At 68.6% G+C, this 21219-nt stretch carries 17 protein-coding genes; 12 read left to right on the top strand and 5 right to left on the bottom strand.

The features are described 5' to 3' along the window. Positions 1–9: 9 nt before the first annotated feature. A complete protein-coding gene (locus AAID08_RS04510; RefSeq protein ID WP_064523761.1) occupies positions 10–963 on the top strand; it encodes a nitronate monooxygenase family protein in 954 nt (317 codons plus the stop codon). Positions 964–966: 3 nt separating this feature from the next. On the opposite strand, the gene AAID08_RS04505 is transcribed toward AAID08_RS04510, so the two are convergent. From AAID08_RS04505 to AAID08_RS04495, 3 genes are all read right to left on the bottom strand, one after another. Next, the gene (locus AAID08_RS04505; RefSeq protein WP_395757391.1) at positions 967–4338 is read right to left on the bottom strand and encodes an autotransporter domain-containing protein; all 3372 of its coding nucleotides are present in this window, start codon (positions 4336–4338) and stop codon (positions 967–969) included. 273 nt (positions 4339–4611) lie between these two features. Then, positions 4612–5595 (bottom strand): tripartite tricarboxylate transporter substrate binding protein, encoded by a 984-nt coding sequence (locus tag AAID08_RS04500; protein WP_047992609.1) that lies wholly within the window; start codon positions 5593–5595, stop codon positions 4612–4614. A 321-nt stretch (positions 5596–5916) separates the two neighbouring features. Next, positions 5917–6816 (bottom strand): LysR family transcriptional regulator, encoded by a 900-nt coding sequence (locus tag AAID08_RS04495; RefSeq protein WP_064526453.1) that lies wholly within the window; start codon positions 6814–6816, stop codon positions 5917–5919. Between the two features lie 148 nt (positions 6817–6964). Between AAID08_RS04495 and AAID08_RS04490 the strand changes: the two genes are divergently transcribed. The 4 genes from AAID08_RS04490 (at position 6965) to AAID08_RS04475 (ending at position 11562) form a co-directional block, all read left to right on the top strand. Continuing rightward, complete coding sequence (locus AAID08_RS04490) at positions 6965–7879, top strand: SDR family NAD(P)-dependent oxidoreductase (RefSeq protein WP_144657167.1); 915 nt, start codon at positions 6965–6967, stop codon at positions 7877–7879. A gap of 7 nt (positions 7880–7886) precedes the next feature. Continuing rightward, a complete protein-coding gene (locus tag AAID08_RS04485; protein ID WP_395757390.1) occupies positions 7887–8747 on the top strand; it encodes a MaoC/PaaZ C-terminal domain-containing protein in 861 nt (286 codons plus the stop codon). Beyond that, positions 8744–9973 carry a CaiB/BaiF CoA transferase family protein gene (locus AAID08_RS04480; protein ID WP_395757389.1) on the top strand — a complete coding sequence of 410 codons (1230 nt, stop codon included), beginning with the start codon at positions 8744–8746 and terminating at the stop codon, positions 9971–9973. The genes AAID08_RS04485 and AAID08_RS04480 overlap by 4 nt, the downstream gene beginning before the upstream one ends. Positions 9974–10095: 122 nt before the next feature. Beyond that, on the top strand, positions 10096–11562 hold the full coding sequence (locus AAID08_RS04475) for a methyl-accepting chemotaxis protein (protein ID WP_144657161.1): 1467 nt from the start codon (positions 10096–10098) through the stop codon (positions 11560–11562). 112 nt (positions 11563–11674) lie between these two features. On the opposite strand, the gene AAID08_RS04470 is transcribed toward AAID08_RS04475, so the two are convergent. Further along, positions 11675–13198 carry a fumarate hydratase gene (locus AAID08_RS04470; RefSeq protein ID WP_020925082.1) on the bottom strand — a complete coding sequence of 508 codons (1524 nt, stop codon included), beginning with the start codon at positions 13196–13198 and terminating at the stop codon, positions 11675–11677. 77 nt (positions 13199–13275) lie between these two features. Continuing rightward, positions 13276–14043 (bottom strand): crotonase/enoyl-CoA hydratase family protein, encoded by a 768-nt coding sequence (locus AAID08_RS04465; protein ID WP_054416447.1) that lies wholly within the window; start codon positions 14041–14043, stop codon positions 13276–13278. A 258-nt stretch (positions 14044–14301) separates the two neighbouring features. On the opposite strand from AAID08_RS04465, the gene glyQ reads away from it, so the two are divergent. The 7 genes from glyQ to gloA all read left to right on the top strand — a co-directional run bounded on the left by glyQ (position 14302) and on the right by gloA (position 21217). After that, on the top strand, positions 14302–15213 hold the full coding sequence (gene glyQ / locus AAID08_RS04460) for a glycine--tRNA ligase subunit alpha (RefSeq protein WP_006388861.1): 912 nt from the start codon (positions 14302–14304) through the stop codon (positions 15211–15213). After that, entirely contained in the window at positions 15214–17352 is a 2139-nt protein-coding gene (gene glyS, locus AAID08_RS04455; protein ID WP_054501857.1) for a glycine--tRNA ligase subunit beta, read from the top strand. It abuts the gene before it with no gap. After that, positions 17349–17888, top strand: a complete 540-nt coding sequence (gene gmhB / locus AAID08_RS04450; protein ID WP_116792237.1) for a D-glycero-beta-D-manno-heptose 1,7-bisphosphate 7-phosphatase — start codon at positions 17349–17351, stop codon at positions 17886–17888. The genes glyS and gmhB overlap by 4 nt, the downstream gene beginning before the upstream one ends. Further along, positions 17888–18616 carry a 1-acyl-sn-glycerol-3-phosphate acyltransferase gene (locus AAID08_RS04445; RefSeq protein ID WP_049071494.1) on the top strand — a complete coding sequence of 243 codons (729 nt, stop codon included), beginning with the start codon at positions 17888–17890 and terminating at the stop codon, positions 18614–18616. Before gmhB ends, AAID08_RS04445 begins: the two co-directional genes overlap by 1 nt. Further along, the gene (locus AAID08_RS04440) at positions 18603–19586 is read left to right on the top strand and encodes a M48 family metallopeptidase (protein WP_175168166.1); all 984 of its coding nucleotides are present in this window, start codon (positions 18603–18605) and stop codon (positions 19584–19586) included. Before AAID08_RS04445 ends, AAID08_RS04440 begins: the two co-directional genes overlap by 14 nt. Positions 19587–19673: 87 nt before the next feature. Then, entirely contained in the window at positions 19674–20810 is a 1137-nt protein-coding gene (locus tag AAID08_RS04435; protein WP_175168165.1) for a 2-aminoethylphosphonate--pyruvate transaminase, read from the top strand. An 11-nt stretch (positions 20811–20821) separates the two neighbouring features. Beyond that, positions 20822–21217, top strand: a complete 396-nt coding sequence (gloA, locus tag AAID08_RS04430; RefSeq protein ID WP_049071490.1) for a lactoylglutathione lyase — start codon at positions 20822–20824, stop codon at positions 21215–21217. Positions 21218–21219: the final 2 nt, after the last annotated feature.

Raw genomic sequence — 21219 nt, 5'->3', positions numbered from 1 at the left:
ACACCGCCTATGACGCCAACCGCATTGCGCATGCAGACCCGATTGCCCATCATCGGCGCCCCCATGTTCCTGGTCTCCGGCCCGGACCTGGTGGCGGCGCAATGCGGCGCCGGCATCATCGGCACCTTCCCTGCGCTCAACGCCAGGCCGCAGGAGCAGCTTCACGAGTGGATCACGCGCATCGAGGACAGGCTGGCGCGCGCGCGCCGGGCGGCGCCGCACGCTGTGATCGCGCCCTATGGCGTCAATCTCATCGTCCATCCCAGCAACGCCCGCTGGCAGGGCGACCTGGCCATCTGCGCCGAGCGCCGCGTGCCGCTCGTCATCACCTCGCTGCATCCACCCGAAGCGGTGGTGCGCGCCGTCCACGCCTACGGCGGCCAGGTCTACCACGACGTCACCACGGTGCGCCACGCCCGCCGCGCCCTGGAGGCGGGCGTCGACGGCCTGATCCTGGTCTCCGCCGGCGCCGGCGGCCATGCCGGCCGGCTCAACCCGATCGCCCTCGTCAACGAAATCCGTGCCTTTTACGCTGGTCCCCTGGCCCTGTCCGGCTGCATCAGCCACGGCAAGGACATCCTCGCCGCCCAGGCCCTGGGCTGCGACTTCGCCTACATGGGCACCCGCTTCATCGCCACCCGCGAATCCCTGGCCAACGACGCCTACCGCGAAATGATCCTGCGCGCCCAGGCCGCCGACGTCACCTACACCCCGTACTTCTCGGGGGTGCCCGCCAACTATCTGAGCGAGAGCATCCGCGCCGTGGGACTGGACCCCGCCCGGCTTCCCGACTACGACGCCCCGCCCCCGAACCTGGACAAGAACACTCGCCCCAAAGCCTGGAAAGACGTCTGGAGCGCCGGCCAGGGCGTGGGCGCCGCGCAGGAAGTGCTGGCGGTACACGAGCTGGTGAATCTGCTCGAAGCGGAATACCAGGCAGCCAGGCAAGCGCTGCTGCGCTGACAGTCAGAAGCGATAGCTCATCCTGACGCTGCCCGCCTGCGACGACGCGCGGGACGTGTTGACGAGCGCATCATAGGCAAGAGACACGTCCAGTTGCCGCGTCAGCGGCAAGCCGACGCTCGCGCCGAACGTCAGGAATCCGCGCGACAGATCGGCGCCCGGCGCGGCGAAGCGCGTGCCGTCCTGCGACACGACCGTCATCGCGCGGCCGGTATCAAGGAGTTCGTGGGCGTAGGCCACACGGAACTGGAGATTCAACGGCCGCTGCGCGCTTTCGAACGCCGTGTCGAAGGTCATGCCGACGTAGGGCTGCAGGCTGCGGGCGGTGTCCGAGCCGACATGCAGGTTCTGGCCCCTCGCGCCGCCTTCGTCAAAGCTGTTGGCGTGGAAATAGGCATAACGCAATCCCAGCCGGGGCGTCATGACCAGTCCGCCAAGCGCCAGGGGCTTGCTGACTTGCGCCGCCGCCGTGAATTCCTGCCCGACATGATCGCCCTTGGCCGTGCCGACATTCTCGAAGGGCCGCTTCTGCGACAGGAAATGCAGGCCGTAGCCGAGCATGCCCGTCACATCGACCGGCCCCAGGTCGCGGCTGGCATAGGTGGCCAGGCGCACCGTGTCGCGCGTGCCGGCGCTTTCCGTGCTCTCTTCCGACAGCTCGGCATGCGAATAGCCCATCGCCAGGCCGAAGGTGTTGCGATCCACCCGCTTGTCGGCGCCGGCGAGAAAGCCGTACTGGTTTTCCTGGAAGCCGGGCAGCCCCCCCGAGCCGGACAGCCGGCCATGCCGTCCCGTGGCGTTCGCCCAGACCGAAACGGCATCCGTCGCGTCGGCTGGCCCGGACGCGACGGCGCGCCGCGTCGCGCGTTCGAGCACCGCCGCCGTGGCCGACTGCGCGCTCATCAACGCGGCACTGCCAAGCGCCGTATAGATGCTGGTGCGGGTCGGCGCGATGATCACCGGCGTGTCGCCCGGCATGCCCGCGGCCGGATTGCTCAGCAGCAACGCGACCTCGTTGGCGCCATAGGCCACCGACGAGCGCAGGCCGTTCAGGTCCGCGCCGGAGGCCAGCGAACCCGTTACCGACGAGAAGCGCCCGCTGATGCCGTTGGCCGCGCTCACCACGTTGTAGCGCGTGGCCGAATAGGTGCCCGGCGCGTATGTGATCGCCAGCGTCCCGTTCAATGTGGCGCTGCCACCGACCTTCAGCAACGATGCCTCGGTCGGACTGACTTCGATGGCCAAGGTCGCATTCGACGCCTGGGTGTAATTGCCGCCCACGTTCAGCGTGCCGATGGATCCACCGGGCGACACCATGCCGCCGTTCGTCACATCGCCGAGAATCGTGCCGTGCCCGCCGAGCGTGCCTTGCGCCCCGACCGCCACGTCGCCGCCCAGCACCGCGCCGCCATGGCCGGCATCGCCCACCTGGAGCCTGCCCTGAGCGACAGTCGTCGCGCCCGTGAATCCGGCATTCGAACCATTGAGCACGAGCATGCCGGTCCCTTGTTTGACCAACGCGCCGCTGCCCGTGAGCTCGCCTTCATAGACGCTGTCGGTGGCCGCGCCGAGCGTCAGCGTGCTGGCGCCGGCCAGCAGGCGCGAACCGGCCACCCCGTACACGCCGGCCAGCGTCTGGCCCGATGCCGCCGACAGGTCGAGCGTCGCGCCGCTGCCCATGAGCGAGACGGCCGAGGCCGCGGACAGCCGTCCCGCGCCGGTGAGCACCAGCGTGCCGCCGTTGATCGTGGTCGCGCCGGTGTAGGTGTTTACCCCCGAAAGCGTCTGCGTGCCACTGCTGAGCACCAGTCCGCCGGCGCCGTCGATGACGCCCGAAAACACGCCCGACGCGTTCGTCAGGGTCAGGGTGCGGCCGCCGAGCGCGACTCTCCCGCCGCCCGCAAGGCTGGCCACGGACGCGCCGCTCGTCGTCGCCGAAATGTCCAGCGTTCCGTTGCTCGTCACCCCGCTGGATGCCGCCACGCTGCCGCCGCCAGTAAGCGCGAGCGTCGCGCCGCTGTCGACGGTGGTGGTTCCCGTGTAGGTGTTGACGCCCGTCATCGTCAGGACCCTGCTGCCCTGGACGCTTACCGAGCCCGCGCCGGAGATGACGCCCGCAAACGTCAGGCCGCTTGTGGCCGAAGAGAACGCGACGCCGGACGCGGCATCGGTCAGGATCACGTCGTTGCCCAGCGTCAGCCCGGCGTGGCTCGCGGAAATGGTGGCGGTCGCCCCCGCATCGAACAACAGGCCGCCTACGATGTTGGAGCCCGTCAGCAGCGTCAACGTGTTGCCCGTGCCGCCGAACTGGATGGCCGCCGCGCGGGTGCCCGCGGGGCCATTGAGCGCGCCGGTGATGGTGCCCGCATTGACGATCGTGTCCATGCCGCGCGTCACGATACCGACCCCGCCGCCATTGCCGGCGCCGCCGGCGATGGTGCCGACATTGAGGATCACATTGCGCGAGCCGGCAAGATTGATGCCGGCCCCGCCTGCCCCGTCCGCCCCCGCGCCGGAATTACCCGCTCCCCCGCTGCCGCCCGCGCCTCCAGTGATGCTGCCGGTATTGGTGATGGTGGCGTTGCCGCCAACCGCGAGCAGGCCGTCGCCGCCGGCGCCTCCCCCGCCGCCAAAGCCGCCGCTGCCGCCGTTGCCGCCAGCGCCACCGGTGATCGTTCCGTTATTGTTGACCGAAGCCACCACCCCGGCCGACGTCAAGCCGCTGCCGCCCCCGCCGCCGCCGCCGCCGTTGCCGCTGCCCGTGTTGAAGACATTGCCGCCATTGCCGCCCGCGCCGCCCACGGCCGCCGCCGAATTGTTGATGGTGATATCGTTGCCCAGGTACTGAAGCGCGGTATTGCCGCCATTGCCACCGCCGCCGAAATTGGTGCCGTCGCGGCCGGCATTGCCGGCGTCGCCCGCGATCGGCGCGTTGATGGCCAATCCAGACCCCGGGAACATTTGTGCCGGTGCGTTGGCGGTCGCGTTGCCTGCGTCGCCGGCAGCCCCCGCGCCACCCGTTCCCGAGCCGCCCCAGCTTCCCGGCACCTGCACGGTCACGTTGCCCGGGCCGAGCTCGCTGGCGCCGCCCCCCTGGCCATTGCCATTGCCGCCAGCGCCGCCGCGACCGGGATAACCCGCTCCGCCGGGCGCGCCGCAACCCGTCGTGTCGCTGGCGGAACAGGCGGCCAAGGCGGGCGCCGCCGCGGTCGAAAGGGCCAGCGCCAGGGCGGCGCTGCCGGCCGCGAGCATGACGCTTGCGGCCGACCGCAAGCTGGCCACCGCAGGCGCGAAATCGTAGCGGTCTGACGTCGGAACGGTCGAAGACGCCGGCGCGTCACAGTGGGCCACAAGCCCGGATTTGCCTTGGAGCACGAATTTCCCCTTGCTTCCGCCCTGCCCAGTACCAGGATGACCCGGAGGGGACAACCGCCAGAATCCCGCGGCACGGCAATCATATGGAAGCCAGCGCCCGGGGAAGACCAAGCGTGTTCAACTGCCGAACGCTGGAGCGTTGCGCCGTCTGAGCGCGCATCGGCAGCAAATGTAATGCAAAGTTTCGTGGTTCGCCATGCTGGCGTTCCCGGCGGGGGGACGCGCCACCGGACCGCGCGGGGACGGGAACCCCTGCGCAGCGTGCTACGGCGCCTATTCCAGCTTGATGCCCGCCTTGTTGATCACTTCCCGCCATTTCAGGACTTCGCCGCGCACGAACGCGCCAAACGCCTCCGGGCTGCCGGGCTTGGGTTCCGCCCCCGCCGCCACCATCGCCTTGGCCGTCGCGGGATCCGACAACACCTTCACCATGTCCGCATTGACCCGCGCCACGATGTCGGCGGGCGTCCCCTTCGGCGCCAGCACCCCGCTCCACGAATACGCCTCGTACCCCGGCACGCCGGACTCGGCAATCGTAGGCACGTCCGGCAGCATGCTCGACCGCGTCGGATTCCCCACCCCCAACGCGCGCACCTTGCCCGTCTTCAGATGCGGCACCGCCGACGGCCCGTCCGCGAACATCACCTGCACCTGGCCGCCCAGCAGATCCTGCATCGCCGGCGCGCTGCCCCGGTAAGGAATGTGCTGGATCTTCACGCCCGCCATCGCATTGAACAGCTCGCCCGCCAGATGCGTGCCGCCGCCCGTTCCGGAGGAGCTGAACGACAGCTTGCCCGGATTCGCCTTGGCATAGGCAATGAGTTCGCTCACCGTATTCACCGGCAGCGACGGATTCACCACCAGCACGATGGGGAACACCGCCGCCATGCCCACCGGCACGAAATCGCGCGTGATGTCGTAGGTCAGGTCGCCGCGCAGGCTCGGCAGCACCGCATGATGGATGGAAGCGAAAAAGAAGTTGTAGCCGTCCGGCTCGGCCTTGGCGGCGAACTGCGCGCCAACGATGCCGCCGGCGCCCGAGCGGTTGTCCACCACCGTCGGCACCGACCACAGGTGGCCCAGCGGCTGCGCCGTGAAGCGCGCGGTGGTGTCCACCGGACCGCCGGCCGGAAACGGCACGATGAAGGTCACGGCGTGCCCGGGCCAGGCGGCGGCGCGGGCGAAGGTGGGCAGCAACGTCGTGGCGCACGCAGCGCCCAGCCCCGCGATCACGCGGCGGCGTTGAGGATCTAGCAAGGCAGTCTCCTGAGTCTCGTTCTTGTCGGTGGCGCGGCCGCAAACCACACCGGAACAACGCGGTGCCTTGCCGCCTGCCGGCCCCATTTTTCTACTGCCTGCGCGTCAGGCGCGGCCGGGGCTTTTTTTATTATTTGCCGCGCGGCCGCTTTTGCCGCTACACATTTTCAAAAGCCCCTCTTTCGCCGCGAAGCCGTGTTCGCTGAACGGACACTATCGCGCATCCGATGTGGCGCCACGGCGACGGCCATGCGGCCCGTCAAGCCGTCAACCCGGGCGGAGCGCCACGCTCGCCGCGGCACGACACCGCCCCCGCCGCGGCTACTGTCCTCGCGCCGCGCGCTGCACGTGTTCGATGAAGCACTCGGCGAAGCTGGGCAGGTCGCGGCCGCGCTGGCGGCACAGCAGGCGGTCGCGCAGGGCCCAGGGATCTTCCAGTTTCAACACGTGCAAGGCATCGGGCCGGCTGTAGCGCGCCGCGCAGGCGCGCGGCACCACGGCGATGCCGGCGCCGGCTTCGACCATGCGGCACACGGCCTCGAAACTGCCCACGTGCACACGCTGGCAGATGCGCTTGCCCAGGCCGCTGGCGATGTCCTCCAGGAAGGTCTGGATGGCGCTGTCGGGATGGATGCCGACGAACTGATAGGCATCGATCAGGTCGGCAAAATGGGCGGACTTCGACACCGCCAGCGGATGGTTCAGCGCCGTGACCACGGTGAGCTCATCGCGGAACAGCGGCGTCACATCCAGGCCCTCGACGTCGATGTTGCCGGCCACCAGCCCCAGGTCGCCGGCGCCCGCGCGGATCGCGATGACGATGTCGCCGGAGATCTTCTCTTCCAGCTCGACGTCCACGTCGGGGTTCTCGGCCAGGAAGGTCGACAGCGCATCCGCCAGGAAGGAATTGGTGGCGGTGGTGTTGGCCAGCAGCCGCAGCCGCCCTTTCAGGCCGCTGGCGTAGGGCTGCAGGTCGGCGTTCAGGCATTCGAGCTGGCGAAACACCGCGTTGGCGTGCTTGAGCAGCACCTCGCCAGCGGGCGTCAGCGCCACGCCCGTCGCCATGCGCACCAGCAGCCGCGCCTTGAAGGCCTCTTCCATGTGCTTGACGCGCGCGCTGGCGGCGGGCAGCGACAGGAAGGTGCGTTCGGCCGCGCGGGTCAGATTGAGCGTTTCCCCCACGTTCACGAAGAGCCGCAGGTCAGTCAGATCATGTCTCATGTTCCACCACACAGAAGGGGGGCATTTCTAATTTTGAATTCTTCGAATGCCGTGACGACCATACCATGGGGCAACCCCGTAAACCATACGGTTTGACGCGGAACTGTTTCCCACGCGGCGCGCGCCGCGGCATCTGGAGTAAGCCCCAATGAGCGGTATTGTTTCCGGCAAGGTAGTGGTCGTTACAGGCGCGGGCGGCGGCATCGGCCGCGGCATCGCGCTGGCCATGGCGCAGGCGGGCGCCAAGGTCGTGGTCAACGACATCGGCGTCTCGCTCACCGGCGAGGGCGGCGGCGAAGGCCCCGCGCAGGCCGTGGCAAGCGAGATCGTCGCGGCGGGCGGACAGGCCGTCGCCAACACCGACAGCGTGGCCGCGTACGACAGCGCCAGCCGCGTCATCCAGACCGCCATCGACGCCTTCGGGCGCATCGATGCGGTGGTCAACAACGCCGGCAACCTGCGCGACCGCGTATTCCACAAGATGAGCGAGGAGGAGTGGCGCCAGGTCATCGACGTGCACCTGAACGGTTCGTTCTTCATGAGCCGCGCCGCCGCGCCGTATTTCCGCGAGCAGGAATCCGGCGCCTTCGTGCACATGACATCCACGTCCGGCCTGATCGGCAATTTCGGCCAGGCCAACTATGCCGCCGCCAAGCTCGGCATCGTCGCGCTGTCGAAGTCGATCGCGCTGGACATGGCGCGCTACAACGTGCGCTCGAACTGCATCGCGCCGTTCGCCTGGAGCCGCATGACCAGCTCCATTCCCGCCGAGACCGACGAGGAGAAGGCGCGCGTCGAAAAGCTGAAGAAGATGGAGGCCAACAAGGTCGCGCCCATGGCGGTGTACCTGGCCAGCGACGCGGCCAGCGCCATCACCGCGCAGGTGTTCGCGGTGCGCGCCAACGAGATCATGCTGATGAGCCAGCCGCGGCCGCTGCGCAGCGTGCACCATGGCGAAGGCTGGACGCCCGAGCTGATCGGCGAGATCGCCGTGCCCGCCATGCGCAAGCATTTCTACGCGTTGGAGCGCTCGCCCGACGTGATCGACTGGGATCCCATCTGAGGCCGCCATGCCACTCGATTACGCAACCGTGAAGCACTGGCGCTTCGACGACGTGCGCCAGCACTACGACGACAAGGACACGATGCTGTACGCCCTGGGCATCGGCCTGGGGCAGGATCCGGAAGACGAGCGGCAACTGCGCTACGTGTACGAGAAAGACCTGCGCGCCTTTCCCACCATGAGCGTGGTGCTGGGCTATCCGGGCTTCTGGATGAGCGACCCGCGCGCCGGCATCGACTGGGTCCGGCTGGTGCATGGCGAGCAGCGGCTGGCGGTGCACGCGCCCCTGCCCACGTCCGGCACCGTGATCGGCAGGAGCCGCGTCACCCACGTGATCGACAAGGGCGCGGACAAGGGCGCGATCGTGGTCACCGAACGCACGCTGCACGACAGCGCCGGCACGCACCTGGCCACCTTGCGGCAAAGCACCTTCTGCCGTGGCGACGGCGGCTTCGGCCAGGGCGACGCCAGCCCCGAGCCGCTGCCCGCCGCACCGCAAGGCGAACCGGAACGCCGTTGCGCACTGCGCATTCCGCCGCAGGCGGCGCTGCTGTACCGCCTGAATGCCGATCGCAATCCGCTGCACGCCGACCCCGAGGTCGCGCATCAGGCGGGTTATCCCAAGCCGATCCTGCATGGCCTGTGCTCCTACGGCATCGCCGCGCACGCGCTGGTCAAGACCTGGTGCGACTACGATGCCGCCCGCCTGACCCGGTTGGATGCGCGCTTCTCGGCGCCGGTCTATCCGGGCGAGACCTTGCAATGCGATATGTGGCGCATGCCGGACGGCCAGATCCGCTTCATCGCCCGCGCCGTCGAACGCGACATCATCGTCATGAGCCATGGCGCCGCCGAGGTGCAATCATGACGCGCCCGCCCGCATTGGACGGCATCCGCGTGCTGGACCTGTCGCGCATCCTGGCAGGCCCGTGGTGCACGCAGAACCTGGCCGACCTGGGCGCCGACGTCATCAAGATCGAGCGCCCCGGCGTCGGCGACGACACCCGCGCCTGGGGCCCGCCCTTCCTGAAGGACGGCAATGGCGTCGACACCAACGAATCCGCCTATTACCTCAGCGCCAACCGCAACAAGCGCTCGGTCGAGGCCGACATGGCCACGCCGCATGGCGCGGCGCTGATCCGAGAACTGGCAGCGGTCAGCGATATCCTGGTCGAGAACTTCAAGGTCGGCGGGCTGGCCAAGTACGGCCTGGACTATGCCAGCCTGAAGGCCATCAATCCGCGCCTGATCTACTGCTCGGTCACCGGCTTCGGCCAGGACGGGCCGTTCGCGCGCCGCCCCGGCTACGACTTCATGATCCAGGGCATGGGCGGCCTGATGAGCATCACCGGCGAACGCGACGACCTGCCCGGCGGCGGACCGCAGAAGGCCGGCGTGGCGGTGACCGACATCGTCACCGGCATGTACGCCACCGTGGCGATCCTGGCGGCCTTGCAGGAACGCCACCGCAGCGGCCTCGGCCAGCACCTGGACATCGCGCTGCTCGACAGCCACGTGGCGCTGCTGGCCAACCAGAATTCCAACTACTTCAATTCCGGCGTGGCGCCGACGCGCGCCGGCAACGCGCACCAGAACGTGGTGCCCTACCAGGTCTTCGCCGCCAGCGACGGCCATCTGATCGTGGCCACCGGCAACGAATCGCAGTACCGCGCCTATTGCAAGGCCATCGGCGCGCCGGAGCTGGGGGACGATCCGCGCTTTGCCACCAACCGGCTGCGCGTGGCCAATCGCGAGCTGCTGGTGGAGCTGCTGGCCGACATCATGCGCCAGGGCCGGCGCGATGACTGGATCGCCAAACTGGAGGCCGTGGGCGTGCCCTGCGGCCCGATCAACAATATCGCCCAGGCCTTCGCCCACCCGCAGACGCAGGCGCGGCAATTGCGCCGCGACCTGCCGCACCCGGGGGGTGGCGCGGCGCCGGTGACGGCCAGCCCGCTGCGGTTCTCGGACTCCCCCGTGGTGTACCGACGCGCGCCGCCGCTGCTGGGCCAGCACACCGAGGAGGTGCTGCGCGAGGTGTTGGGAAAATCGCCACGGGCCATCGCGGAATTCGTGTCGACGCGGATCCGCTAACGTGATTGAGGATCTCACTTATCAGACGATATAACGAATGAAGGCTCACATTCGGCCAGGGTTTTGACCTTATGATTTCGGCCACCGTCCGATCCACTCCCTATTGCGCCGAGCGAGCCACCATGCCAGTGACCAGACCCTTGAGGCGCGTGTTCCGGCGCCTGTTTCGGCGCACGCGCGACACACGGAATGCGGATCTTCTCGGGCAGATCGCGGCCATCCACAAGGCGCAGGCGGTCATCGAGTTCGACCTGGACGGCCATGTGCTCATGGCCAACCAGAATTTCCTCGATGCCATGGGTTACACGCTCGACGAACTGCTGGGGCAGCACCATCGCATCTTCGTCGCAGCCGATCGACGCGACTGCCCGCAATACCAGGCCTTCTGGGCCAAGCTCAAGCGCGGCGAGTACGACGCGGGCCGCTACCGCCGCATCCACAAGGACGGCAGCGACGTCTGGCTGCAGGCTAGCTACAACCCGATCCTCGACGCCTCCGGCCGGCCCTTCAAGGTGGTCAAGTACGCCACCGACGTGACCGAGCAGCAGCGCCGCCAGGCCGACACCGAGGGCCAGCTTGCCGCCATCTCCAAGGTGCAGGGCATCATCGAGTTCGAGCTGGATGGCACCATCATCCGCGCCAACGACCTGTTCCTGGACGCCATGGGCTACCGCGAAGACGAACTGCGCGGCCGCCACCACAGCATGCTGGTGCTGCCCGAGGAAGTCCGCGGCCCCGCCTACAAGGAATTCTGGCGCAAGCTGCGCGGCGGCGAATACGACACCGGCCAATACCTGCGCATCGGCAAGGGCGGCCGCCGCGTCTGGATCGAGGCCAGCTACAACCCGATCTTCGATGCCGAGGGCCGGCCCTTCAAGGTGGTGAAATTCGCCACCGACATCACCAAGCGTTTCACCGCCGCGCAGACGCTGCGCGTGGCGGTGCAGGGCCTGACCGAGAACGCCGAGCGCGCCAGCCAGGCCAACACGCTGGCCCGCGACGCCTGCCAGGTCGCCGAGGAAGGCGGCAAGACCGTGGCCGGCGTGGTGGCCACCATGGGCGCCATCACCGACAGTTCCAAGCGCATTTCGGAGATCATCGGCGTGATGGACGGCATCGCGTTCCAGACCAATATCCTGGCGCTCAATGCCGCGGTCGAGGCGGCGCGCGCCGGCCCGCACGGCAAGGGCTTCGCGGTGGTGGCGGCGGAAGTGCGCAGCCTGGCCCAGAACAGCGCATCCGCGGCCAAGGAGATCAAGGACCTGATCACCACCTCGGTCCAGCAGATCGGCAACGGCGCCGAACAGGTGCAGTCCGCCGGCGCCACCATGGAGAACATCGTGACATCGTCGCGGCGGGTCACCGAGATCATGGGCGAAGTGGTGGAAGTCTCGCTGGCGCAATCGGCCAAGCTGGGCGAAGTCACCGAGGACATCACCCAGATGACGGCCGAGGCGGCGCACGAACTGCAGAGCGCCTATGAAACCCAGGACCGACCCGAGGCGGCGCGCGAAGCGGCGTCGGCGCGGGCCGCGGCGCCCCGCGCGCCGGCGTCCTCGCAATCGGCGCTGGAGTACGTGCGCTACTGACCGGCCCTGATCGGGCGGCCACGGGCGCCCGCGCCGACGGCAGGCCGCGAATCGTCCCGGGGATAAAAAAGGGCGCCGTCACCGGCGCCCTTTTCGCGTTCCTGTCGCCCGTTTACGCGGCGGCGACCGGGATCTTGCCGATCCGGGCCTGCCATTCCTTCGGCCCGGTGGTGTGGACCGAGGTGCCCTGGGCGTCAACCGCCACGGTCACCGGCATGTCCTTCACGTCGAACTCATAGATGGCTTCCATGCCCAGGTCGGCGAAACCCAGCACCTTGGCGCCGCGGATCGCCTTGGACACCAGGTAGGCCGCGCCGCCCACGGCCATCAGGTAGGCCGAGCCGTGCTTCTTGATCGACTCGATCGCGACGGGGCCGCGCTCGGACTTGCCGATCATGGCGATCAGGCCGGTCTGCTCCAGCATCATGTCGGTGAACTTGTCCATGCGGGTGGCGGTGGTCGGACCAGCCGGGCCCACCACTTCGTCGCGCACCGGATCGACCGGGCCGACGTAGTAGATGACGCGGTTGGTGAAGTCCACGGGCAGCGGCTCGCCCTTGGCCAGCATGTCCTGGATGCGCTTGTGCGCGGCGTCGCGGCCGGTCAGCATCTTGCCCGACAGCAGCAGGGTCTGGCCCGGCTTCCAGCTGGCGACCTCTTCCTTGGTCAGCGTGTTCAGGTCGACCTGCTTGGACTTGTTGTAGTCCGGCGCCCAGTGCACTTCCGGCCATTCCGACAGCGACGGCGGGTCCAGGCGCGCCGGGCCCGAGCCGTCCAGCTCGAAGTGGGCATGGCGGGTGGCCGCGCAGTTCGGGATCATGGCGACGGGCTTGGAGGCCGCGTGCGTCGGGAAGGTGTTGATCTTGACGTCCAGCACGGTGGTCAGGCCGCCCAGGCCCTGGGCGCCGATGCCCAGCGCGTTGACCTTTTCGTACAGCTCGATGCGCAGCTCTTCGAGCTTGTTCTGCGGGCCGCGGGCCAGCAGTTCGTACATGTCGATGTCTTCCATCAGCGACTGCTTGGCCATCAGCATGGCCTTTTCGGCGGTGCCGCCGACGCCGATGCCCAGCATGCCCGGCGGGCACCAGCCGGCGCCCATGGTCGGGACCGTCTTGAGCACCCAGTCCACCAGCGAATCGCTGGGGTTGAGCATGGCGAACTTGGACTTGTTTTCCGAGCCGCCGCCCTTCGAAGCCAGTTGCACGTCGACCTTGTCACCCGGGACAAGCTCGACGTGCAGGATACAGGGCGTGTTGTCGCGAGTGTTCTTGCGGGCGAACAGCGGATCGTCCAGCACCGAGGCGCGCAGGGGATTGTCCGGGTTCAGGTAGCCGCGGCGCACGCCTTCGTCGCACAGTTCCTGCAGGGTGCGCTTGGTGTCGAAGCGCACGCCCATGCCGACCTTCAGGAACACGTTGACGATGCCGGTGTCCTGGCACAGCGGGCGCTTGCCCTCGGCGCACATGCGCGAGTTGGTCAGGATCTGCGCCATCGCGTCGCGCGCGGCCGGGCTTTCCTCGCGCTCGTAGGCGCGGGCCAGGTGGCGGATGTAGTCGACGGGGTGGTAATAGCTGATGAACTGAATGCCATCGGCTATCGACTGGATGAAGTCTTCTTCTTTGATGAGGACGGACATGGCGATATGCGGGTTACGGAGGGAAACGTGAAAACGCGGCCGGCGAACCGGCCGCGCGCGATGGGGTGCAGCTTATTTTATTTTCCTTGCCAGACGGGCTTGCGCTTCTCGGCGAAAGCCGTGGCGCCTTCCTTGGCGTCGGCCGACGAGAAGATGTGGGCGATCAACGGACGCTGGCGGCTGAACATCTCTTCCTGGGTCCAGTCGCCGGACTGCGCCACGATGCTCTTGGCGGTCTGCACCGACAGCGGGCCGTTCTCGACAATGGCGCGGGCCAGTTCCAGCGCGCCGGCCAGGGCGCCGCCCGGCTCGGTCAGGCGGTTGACCAGGCCGAAGCCGTAGGCGCGCTCGGCGCCCAGCATGTCGCCGGTCAGGATCACTTCCATGGCGATGTGGTACGGCAGGCGGCGCGGCAGGCGCAGCATGCCGCCGGCGCCGGCCACCAGGCCGCGCTTGACTTCGGGCAGGCCGAACTTGGCGTTGCTGGCGGCCACGATCAGGTCGGACGCCAGCGCCATCTCGCAGCCCCCGGCCAGCGCATAGCCTTCGACCGCGGCGATCAGCGGCTTTTTCGGCGGCGCTTCGTTCAGGCCGGCGAAACCGCGGCCCTCCACGTACGGACGCTGGCCCGACTTGGCGAAGGCCTTCAGATCCATGCCCGACGAGAACGTGCCGCCCGCGCCCGTCAGGATGCCGATGCGCACGTCGTCGCGGCTGTCCAGTTGATCCAGCGCGGCGGCCATGGCCTGGGCGGTTTCCAGGTTGATGGCGTTCTTGGCCTCGGGGCGATTGATGGTGATGATCTGGATGCCGTCGGCGACTTCCACCTTGATCAGGTCAGACATGCGGATGCTCCTTCCGGGGTTTTGGGGATGTTGGTTTTATATAAGACTGGTCAACCTGGAATGATACGACCAATGCCGGACAGCCGCAGGGCGCCGCGCCGCCGGTGTCCGCCTGGAGCACGCCTCGTCCGAGATGTAACGGCCAGGATGTAACCGCAATCCCGGGGTCCGCCCCCGGGGCCGCCCCGGGCCAGTTAAAATGCCCGGTTTCCCACGCCCACGGCAGACGTCGCCCGGCGATCGAATTCCAAGAATCCTATGCTCACCTTTCAGCAAATCATCCTTACGCTCCAGGAATACTGGGACAAGCAGGGTTGCGCCCTGCTGCAGCCCTACGACATGGAAGTCGGCGCCGGCACCTCGCACACCGCCACGTTCCTGCGGGCGATCGGCCCGGAGCCCTGGCGCGCGGCCTACGTGCAGCCCTCGCGCCGCCCCAAGGATGGCCGCTACGGCGAGAACCCCAACCGCCTGCAGCACTACTACCAGTACCAGGTGGTGCTGAAACCCGCGCCCCCGGAAATCCTGGACCTGTACATCGGCTCGCTCAAGGCGCTGGGCATCGACCCGACCCAGCACGACATCCGTTTTGTCGAGGACGACTGGGAAAACCCGACGCTGGGCGCCTGGGGCCTGGGATGGGAAGTGTGGCTCAACGGCATGGAAGTGACCCAGTTCACCTACTTCCAGCAGGTCGGCGGCCTGGATTGCACCCCGACCACGGGCGAGATCACCTACGGCCTGGAACGCCTGGCCATGTACCTGCAGGACGTGCAGAGCGTGTACGACCTGGTCTGGACCGAAGGCGCCAACGGCCGCCGCGTGCTGTACCGCGACGTGTTCCACCAGAACGAAGTGGAACAATCCACCTACAACTTCGAATACTCGTCGGCCGAGATGCTGTTCGCGCACTTCAACGACTACGAAGCCGAGGCCAAGCGCCTGATGGACGTGCCGCTGGCCCTGCCGGCCTATGAAGCCACGCTCAAGGCCGCGCACACCTTCAACATGCTGGACGCGCGCGGCGCGATCAGCGTGACCGAGCGCGCCGCCTATATCGGCCGCATCCGCAACCTGTCGCGCGCCGTCGCGCAGGCCTACTACGATTCCCGCGAACGACTGGGCTTTCCCATGCTGGGCCGCGACAAGGCCGCCGGGGAGGCTGCATAAATGACGACGAACATCCGCCCCCTGCTGGTCGAGCTGCTGACCGAAGAACTCCCGCCCAAGGCCCTGCAGAAGCTGGGCCAGGCTTTCGCCGAGGGCGTGCGCGCCACGCTGGCGCGCCACGGCCTGCTGGCCGACGGCTGCGCCGTCGAGCCCTACGCCACGCCGCGCCGCCTGGCGGTGCGCCTGTCGGCCGTGCTGGCCCAGGCGCCCGACCAGGCCTACGCCGAAAAGCTGATGCCGGTGAAGATCGGCCTGACCGAAGACGGCAAGGCCACCCCGGCGCTGCAGAAGAAGCTGGCCGCCAAGGGCCTGGAAAACATCGACCTGGCCACCCTGGAACGGGAATCCGACGGCAAGCAGGATTACCTGGTCGCCCGCGGCACCGCCCCCGGCGCCGCGCTGGCCGCCGGCCTGCAGGAAGGCATCGACGCGGCCATCGACGGCCTGCCGATCCCCAAGGTCATGCGCTACCAACTGGCCGACGGCGAGACCACGGTCAAGTTCGTGCGCCCGGCGCACGGCCTGATCGCGCTGTTCGGCGCCGACGTGGTCCCCGTGACCGCCCTCGGCCTGACCGCCGGCCGCGAGACGCTGGGCCACCGCTACATGAGCAGCGGCGCCATCGCCATCGCCGATGCCGACGCCTACGCCGCCACCCTGGCCGAAAAGGGCCGCGTGGTGGCCTCGTTCGAAGGCCGCCGCGACGAGATCCAGCGCCAGTTGCTGGACCACGCCGGCCGCCTGTCGGCCACGCTGGGCGACGACCCCGAAGTGGCCGCCCTGCTCGATGAAGTCACCGCCCTGGTCGAACACCCCACCGTCTACGTCGGCGAGTTCGAGGAACAGTTCCTGCAAGTGCCGCAGGAATGCCTGATCCTGACCATGCGCCTGAACCAGAAGTACTTCCCGCTGTTCGACCCGGCCAGCGGCCGCCTGACGCACCGCTTCCTGATCGTGAGCAACATGCGCACGGACAACCCGGTGAACATCGTCGAAGGCAACCAGCGCGTGGTGCGCCCGCGCCTGGCCGACGCCCAGTTCTTCTTCGAGACCGACCGCAAGACGCCGCTGGCCGCGCGCGTCGAGCAACTGGGCTCGATCGTCTACCACAACAAGCTGGGCACCCAGCTCGAACGCGTCGAGCGCGTGCGCGCCATCGCCCGCGACGTGGCCGGCAAGCTGGGCGGCGACGTCGCCGCCGCCGACCGCGCCGCGCTGCTGGCCAAGGCCGACCTGGGCTCGAACATGGTGGGCGAGTTCCCCGAGCTGCAAGGCATCATGGGCGCCTACTATGCCGCCGGCGACGGCGAGCCGGACAGCGTCGTGCAGGCGCTGCGCACCCAGTACCGCAACCGTTACGACACGCCGGTCTCGCAGGACGACCTGACCGCCGCCACGCTGTTCATCGCCGAACGCGCCGAGACCCTGGTCGGCATCTGGGCCATTGGCCTGGCGCCCACCGGCGAACGCGACCCCTTCGGCCTGCGCCGCGCCGCGCTGGGCCTGATCAGCGCCTTCGAGCAACTGGCCGCCGGCGGCTGGCTCAAGCTCAACCAGGACGGCCCGCTGTCGCTGGACGGCCTGCTGGCCGCCACCGCCGCCACCTTCCCGGCCGGCAAGATCCCCGCCGACACGCTGGCGGAAGTGCGCGCCTTCATCTACGAACGCTACCGCAACCAGTTGATCAACGAGCACGACCGCAACGCGGTCGAGGCCGTCATCGCCCTGACGCCGCCGCTGCACCAGGTGGGCGAGCGCGTGCGCGCCGCCGCCGCCTTCGCGCAGATGCCCGAAGCCGCCAGCCTGGCCGCCGCCAACAAGCGCATCGGCAACCTGCTCAAGAAGGCCGAGGGCGAGATCGGCGCGGTCAATGACGCCGCGCTGGTCGAGCCCGCCGAAAAGGCGCTGGCCGCCGCCATCGCCGCGCTGCGTCCGCAGGCCGAGGCGCAACTGGCCGCCGGCGACTTCGCCGCCAACCTGCGCACGCTGGCGCAGGCGCGCGAGCCGGTGGACGCTTTCTTCGCCGACATCATGGTCATGGCCGAAGACCCCGCGGTGCGCGCCAACCGGCTGGCGCTGCTGGGCCAGTTGCACACCCTGATGAACCAGGTCGCTGACATTTCCAGGCTGGCACAGTGAAGCTCATCATCCTCGACCGCGACGGCGTCATCAACCAGGACAGCGACGCCTTCGTCAAAAGTCCCGACGAATGGATCGCCCTGCCCGGCAGCCTGCAGGCCATCGCCCGCCTGACGCAGGCGGACTGGACGGTGGTGGTCGCCACCAACCAGTCCGGCCTGGCGCGCGGCCTGTTCGACATGGACACGCTGACCGCCATCCACACCAAGATGCGGCGCGAGCTGGCCGCCGTCGGCGGCAGCGTGGACGCCGTCTTCATGTGCCCGCACGGCCCGGACGATGACTGCACCTGCCGCAAGCCGCGTCCCGGCATGTTCGAGCAGATCGGCCACCGCTATGACGTCGACCTGGCCGGCGTGCCGGCCGTGGGCGACTCGCTGCGCGACCTGCAGGCCTCCACCGCTGCCGGCTGCGCGCCGTGGCTGGTGCTGACCGGCAACGGCAAGAAGACGCTGGCCAAGGGCGGCCTGCCCGAGAACACGCGGGTCTGCGACGACCTGTCGGCCGTGGTCGACGCCTTGCTCCAGGACAACTGATGGCCCGGCTGCGCTCGCTCCTTTATTTCCTGTTCCTGGCCATCACGGTCATCCCCTATGCCTTCGCCTGCGTGCTGTGGGCGCCGCTGCCGCTGCACCTGCGCTACAAGCTCACGGTGGGCTGGCCGCGCCTGGCGATCTGGGGCGCCAAGGTGTTCTGCGGCATCCGCTGGCAGGTCAAGGGCTGGGAAAACCTGCCTGACGGCCCGGCGGTGCTGCTGTCCAAGCACCAGTCGGCCTGGGAAACGCTGTTCTTCCCGGCCTACATGCCGCGCGAAGTCTGCTTCGTCTACAAGAAGGAACTGCACATGGTGCCGTTCTTCGGCTGGGGCCTGGCGTTGCTGCGCATGATCGCCATCGACCGCTCCAAGGGCCGCGACGCCTTCGAGCAGGTGGTCAAGCAGGGACAGGTCCGGCTGGACGAAGGCCGCTGGCCGCTGCTGTTCCCGGAAGGCACCCGCGTGCCGCCCGGCAAGACCGCGCGCTTCAAGATGGGCGGCGCGTTGCTGGCCTCGCGCACCGGCGCGGTGGTCATCCCGGTGGCGCACAATGCCGGCGAATGCTGGCGCCGCAATGCCTTCGTCAAATATCCGGGCATGGTTACGCTGTCCATCGGACCCGCGATAGAATCGAAGGGAATCTCCCCCGAGGAACTGAACCAGAAAGTGCAGGACTGGATCGAAGGGGAAATGCGGCGTCTCAATCCAGAAAGGTATGCCCAGCACTGACCAGCTCGAACTCCTGTTCGACGTGCAAGACTCCGACGCGTCTGCTGACGCGTCGCCCTTGAGCGCGTCTCCCGCGCCGCCCAAGGCGCCGGTGGCCACGCCGCCCGCGCCGCTGTTCCCTCCTCCTGCCTCTTCCGCGCCCAAGCCGGCCGGCGAACCGCTGCTGACGCTGTCGCCCAACGCCGCCGCGCGCGTGCCCACCCCCTGCCCCGATCCGCTGCCGCCCGGCGCGCGCTGGCGCGAGGTGGACACCGATCCGCAACCCATCGGCTTCGTGCTGCTGCGCTCGCGCCGCCGCAGCATCGGCTTCGTCATCACCGACGACGGCCTGCGCGTCACGGCGCCCAACTGGGTCACGCTGGCGCAGATCGACGACGCGGTGCGCGAGAAATCCCGCTGGATCGTCGCCAAGCTGCGCGAATGGCACACCCGCAAGCAGCAGCTCGCCATGGCCCACACGCGCTGGCAGGCGGGCGGCGAGCTGCCCTACCTGGGCAAGCGCATCGTGCTGGGCGTGGGCGGCGACAGCCGCCAGACCCGCCTGTCCGGCGATGCCGACGCCCCGGCCGACGGCGACACGCTGTGGCTGGCGCTGCCGGCCGACGCCGACCAGGGCCGCATCCGCGACGCCGCCCAGGCCTGGCTGCAGCAGCGCGCCGGCGCCTGGTTCGGCGCCCGGCTGGCGCACTTCCTGCAGATCAGCGGCCTGAAGATCCGCCGCTGGCGCCTGTCGTCGGCGGCCACGCGCTGGGGTTCGTGCACCAGCGACGGCAACATCATGCTGAACTGGCGCCTGATCCATTTCGCGCCGGCCATCATCGACTACGTCATCGCGCACGAACTGGCGCACCTGCGCGAAATGAACCACAGCCAGGATTTCTGGCGCGAGGTCGGCCAGATCCTGCCCGACTTCGAGGAAGCCAAGAACGTGCTGCGGCGCCACGACCCCGCCTCGCTGCCGCAATTCTAGGGTCGGTGCGAGAGACGCCCGCGCAACCGGCCCAGGGGCGTGTTCCCACTAAAAGAAGCCTCGCATGAGCACCCACGGAGACACACCATGCTTCTGCTGATTCCCGGCCCGGTCACGACCGATGCGCGGGTGAAGGCCGCCATGGCGCAGGACTATGCGCCCTGGGACAACGAATTCCGCGCGCTGTACCGCCAGGTCTGCGCCGACGTGCTGCGCGTGGCCGAGGCCGACGCGGACACGCACGTGGCGCTGGCGCTGCCGGGCTGCGGCCACTTCGCGGTGGAAGCCGCCATCCGCACCCTGGTGCCGTCCGGCGGCCGCCTGCTGGTGCCGTCCACCGGCGCCTACGCGGGCCGCCTGCAGAAGCTGGCCGCCGAGGCCGGCCGCGTCGCCGTGCCGCTGTACGTGGGCGCGCGTGACCGCGTCGACCCGCAGGCCGTGGCACAGGCGCTGGAGCAGGACCCGAGCCTGACGCACGTTGCGCTGGTCTACAGCGAGACCGGCAGCGGCATCTGCCACGACGTGCCGGAACTGGCCCGCATCGCCCACGCGCTGGGTCGCCGCGTCATCGTCGACGCGGTCTCGGCGTTCGGCGCATTGCCGCTCGACATGCGCGCCCTGCCCGCCGTGGACGCCGTGGTGCTGACGGCCAACAAATGCCTGGAAGGCCTGCCCGGCGCCGCCTTCGTGGTGGGCCGCCGCGACAGCCTGGAGGCCGCGCGCGGCAACGCCGGCAGTTGGTCTCTGGACCTGGCCGACATCTACCAGCACACCCTGGCGCCCAACGCCGGCCCGCGCTTCACCCCGCCAGCGCCGACGCTGGCGGCGCTGGCCGTGGCGCTGGAGCTGTATCATCATGAAGGCCGCGAAGCCCGGCTGGCGCGCTACACCGCCAACATGCGCACCCTCTACGACGGCGTGGCCGGCCTGGGGCTCCGCCCCTACCTGCCGCCCGCGCTGCAGGGCCCGATCGTCGTCAACGTGCATGCGCCCGACGCGCCGACCTGGAACCTGCAACTGTTCGTGGACGCGCTCAAGCAGCGCGGCTTCGTGCTCAGCAATTTCACCAACACCGAACTGCCCACTTTCCGGGTCGGTTGCATCGGCGCCTTCGGGCCCGACCAGATGCGGCTTGCGGTCGACGCCATGGGCGGCGCGCTGCAAGACCTCGGCATAACCGGGGAACCCCACGTCCAGGGTTTCCCGCCACCTCTCATCGCTTAAGGAATTCCACCATGCGTATGCTCCACACCATGCTGCGAGTCGGCAATCTCGACAAGTCCATCGACTTCTACACCAACGTGCTCGGCATGCGCGTCCTGCGCCGCAACGACTACCCGGACGGCAAGTTCACGCTGGCCTTCGTCGGCTACCAGGATGAATCGGAAGGCGCGGTGATCGAGCTGACCCACAATTGGGACACCGACAAGTACGACCTGGGCAACGGCTATGGCCACATCGCCCTGGAAGTCGACAACGCCTACGAAGCCTGTGACAAGGTCAAGGAACGCGGCGGCAAGGTCACCCGCGAGGCCGGCCCGATGAAGCACGGCACCACCGTGATCGCCTTCGTCGAGGACCCGGACGGCTACAAGATCGAGTTCATCCAGAAGAAAGGACGAGTGGACTGAAC

This window comes from Achromobacter sp. EB05 (assembly GCF_044232075.1).
In the GTDB taxonomy this organism is placed as follows: Bacteria; Pseudomonadota; Gammaproteobacteria; order Burkholderiales; family Burkholderiaceae_B; genus Achromobacter; species Achromobacter dolens.
Note: the sequence above shows the minus strand (reverse complement) of the source record. Positions and strands in the feature narration are given on the sequence as shown.

Excerpts from the sequence above, each read along its gene's own strand:
- glyS (WP_054501857.1), top strand. The coding sequence starts at position 15,214 with ATGACGACGAACATCCGCCCCCTGCTGGTCGAGCTGCTGACCGAAGAA.
- AAID08_RS04480 (WP_395757389.1), top strand. The coding sequence starts at position 8,744 with ATGACGCGCCCGCCCGCATTGGACGGCATCCGCGTGCTGGACCTGTCG.
- AAID08_RS04445 (WP_049071494.1), top strand. The coding sequence starts at position 17,888 with ATGGCCCGGCTGCGCTCGCTCCTTTATTTCCTGTTCCTGGCCATCACG.
- AAID08_RS04435 (WP_175168165.1), top strand. The coding sequence starts at position 19,674 with ATGCTTCTGCTGATTCCCGGCCCGGTCACGACCGATGCGCGGGTGAAG.
- gloA (WP_049071490.1), top strand. The coding sequence starts at position 20,822 with ATGCGTATGCTCCACACCATGCTGCGAGTCGGCAATCTCGACAAGTCC.
- AAID08_RS04465 (WP_054416447.1), bottom strand. The coding sequence starts at position 14,043 with ATGTCTGACCTGATCAAGGTGGAAGTCGCCGACGGCATCCAGATCATC.
- AAID08_RS04485 (WP_395757390.1), top strand. The coding sequence starts at position 7,887 with ATGCCACTCGATTACGCAACCGTGAAGCACTGGCGCTTCGACGACGTG.
- AAID08_RS04490 (WP_144657167.1), top strand. The coding sequence starts at position 6,965 with ATGAGCGGTATTGTTTCCGGCAAGGTAGTGGTCGTTACAGGCGCGGGC.
- glyQ (WP_006388861.1), top strand. The coding sequence starts at position 14,302 with ATGCTCACCTTTCAGCAAATCATCCTTACGCTCCAGGAATACTGGGAC.
- AAID08_RS04475 (WP_144657161.1), top strand. The coding sequence starts at position 10,096 with ATGCCAGTGACCAGACCCTTGAGGCGCGTGTTCCGGCGCCTGTTTCGG.
- AAID08_RS04470 (WP_020925082.1), bottom strand. The coding sequence starts at position 13,198 with ATGTCCGTCCTCATCAAAGAAGAAGACTTCATCCAGTCGATAGCCGAT.
- AAID08_RS04495 (WP_064526453.1), bottom strand. The coding sequence starts at position 6,816 with ATGAGACATGATCTGACTGACCTGCGGCTCTTCGTGAACGTGGGGGAA.
- AAID08_RS04510 (WP_064523761.1), top strand. The coding sequence starts at position 10 with ATGACGCCAACCGCATTGCGCATGCAGACCCGATTGCCCATCATCGGC.
- AAID08_RS04440 (WP_175168166.1), top strand. The coding sequence starts at position 18,603 with ATGCCCAGCACTGACCAGCTCGAACTCCTGTTCGACGTGCAAGACTCC.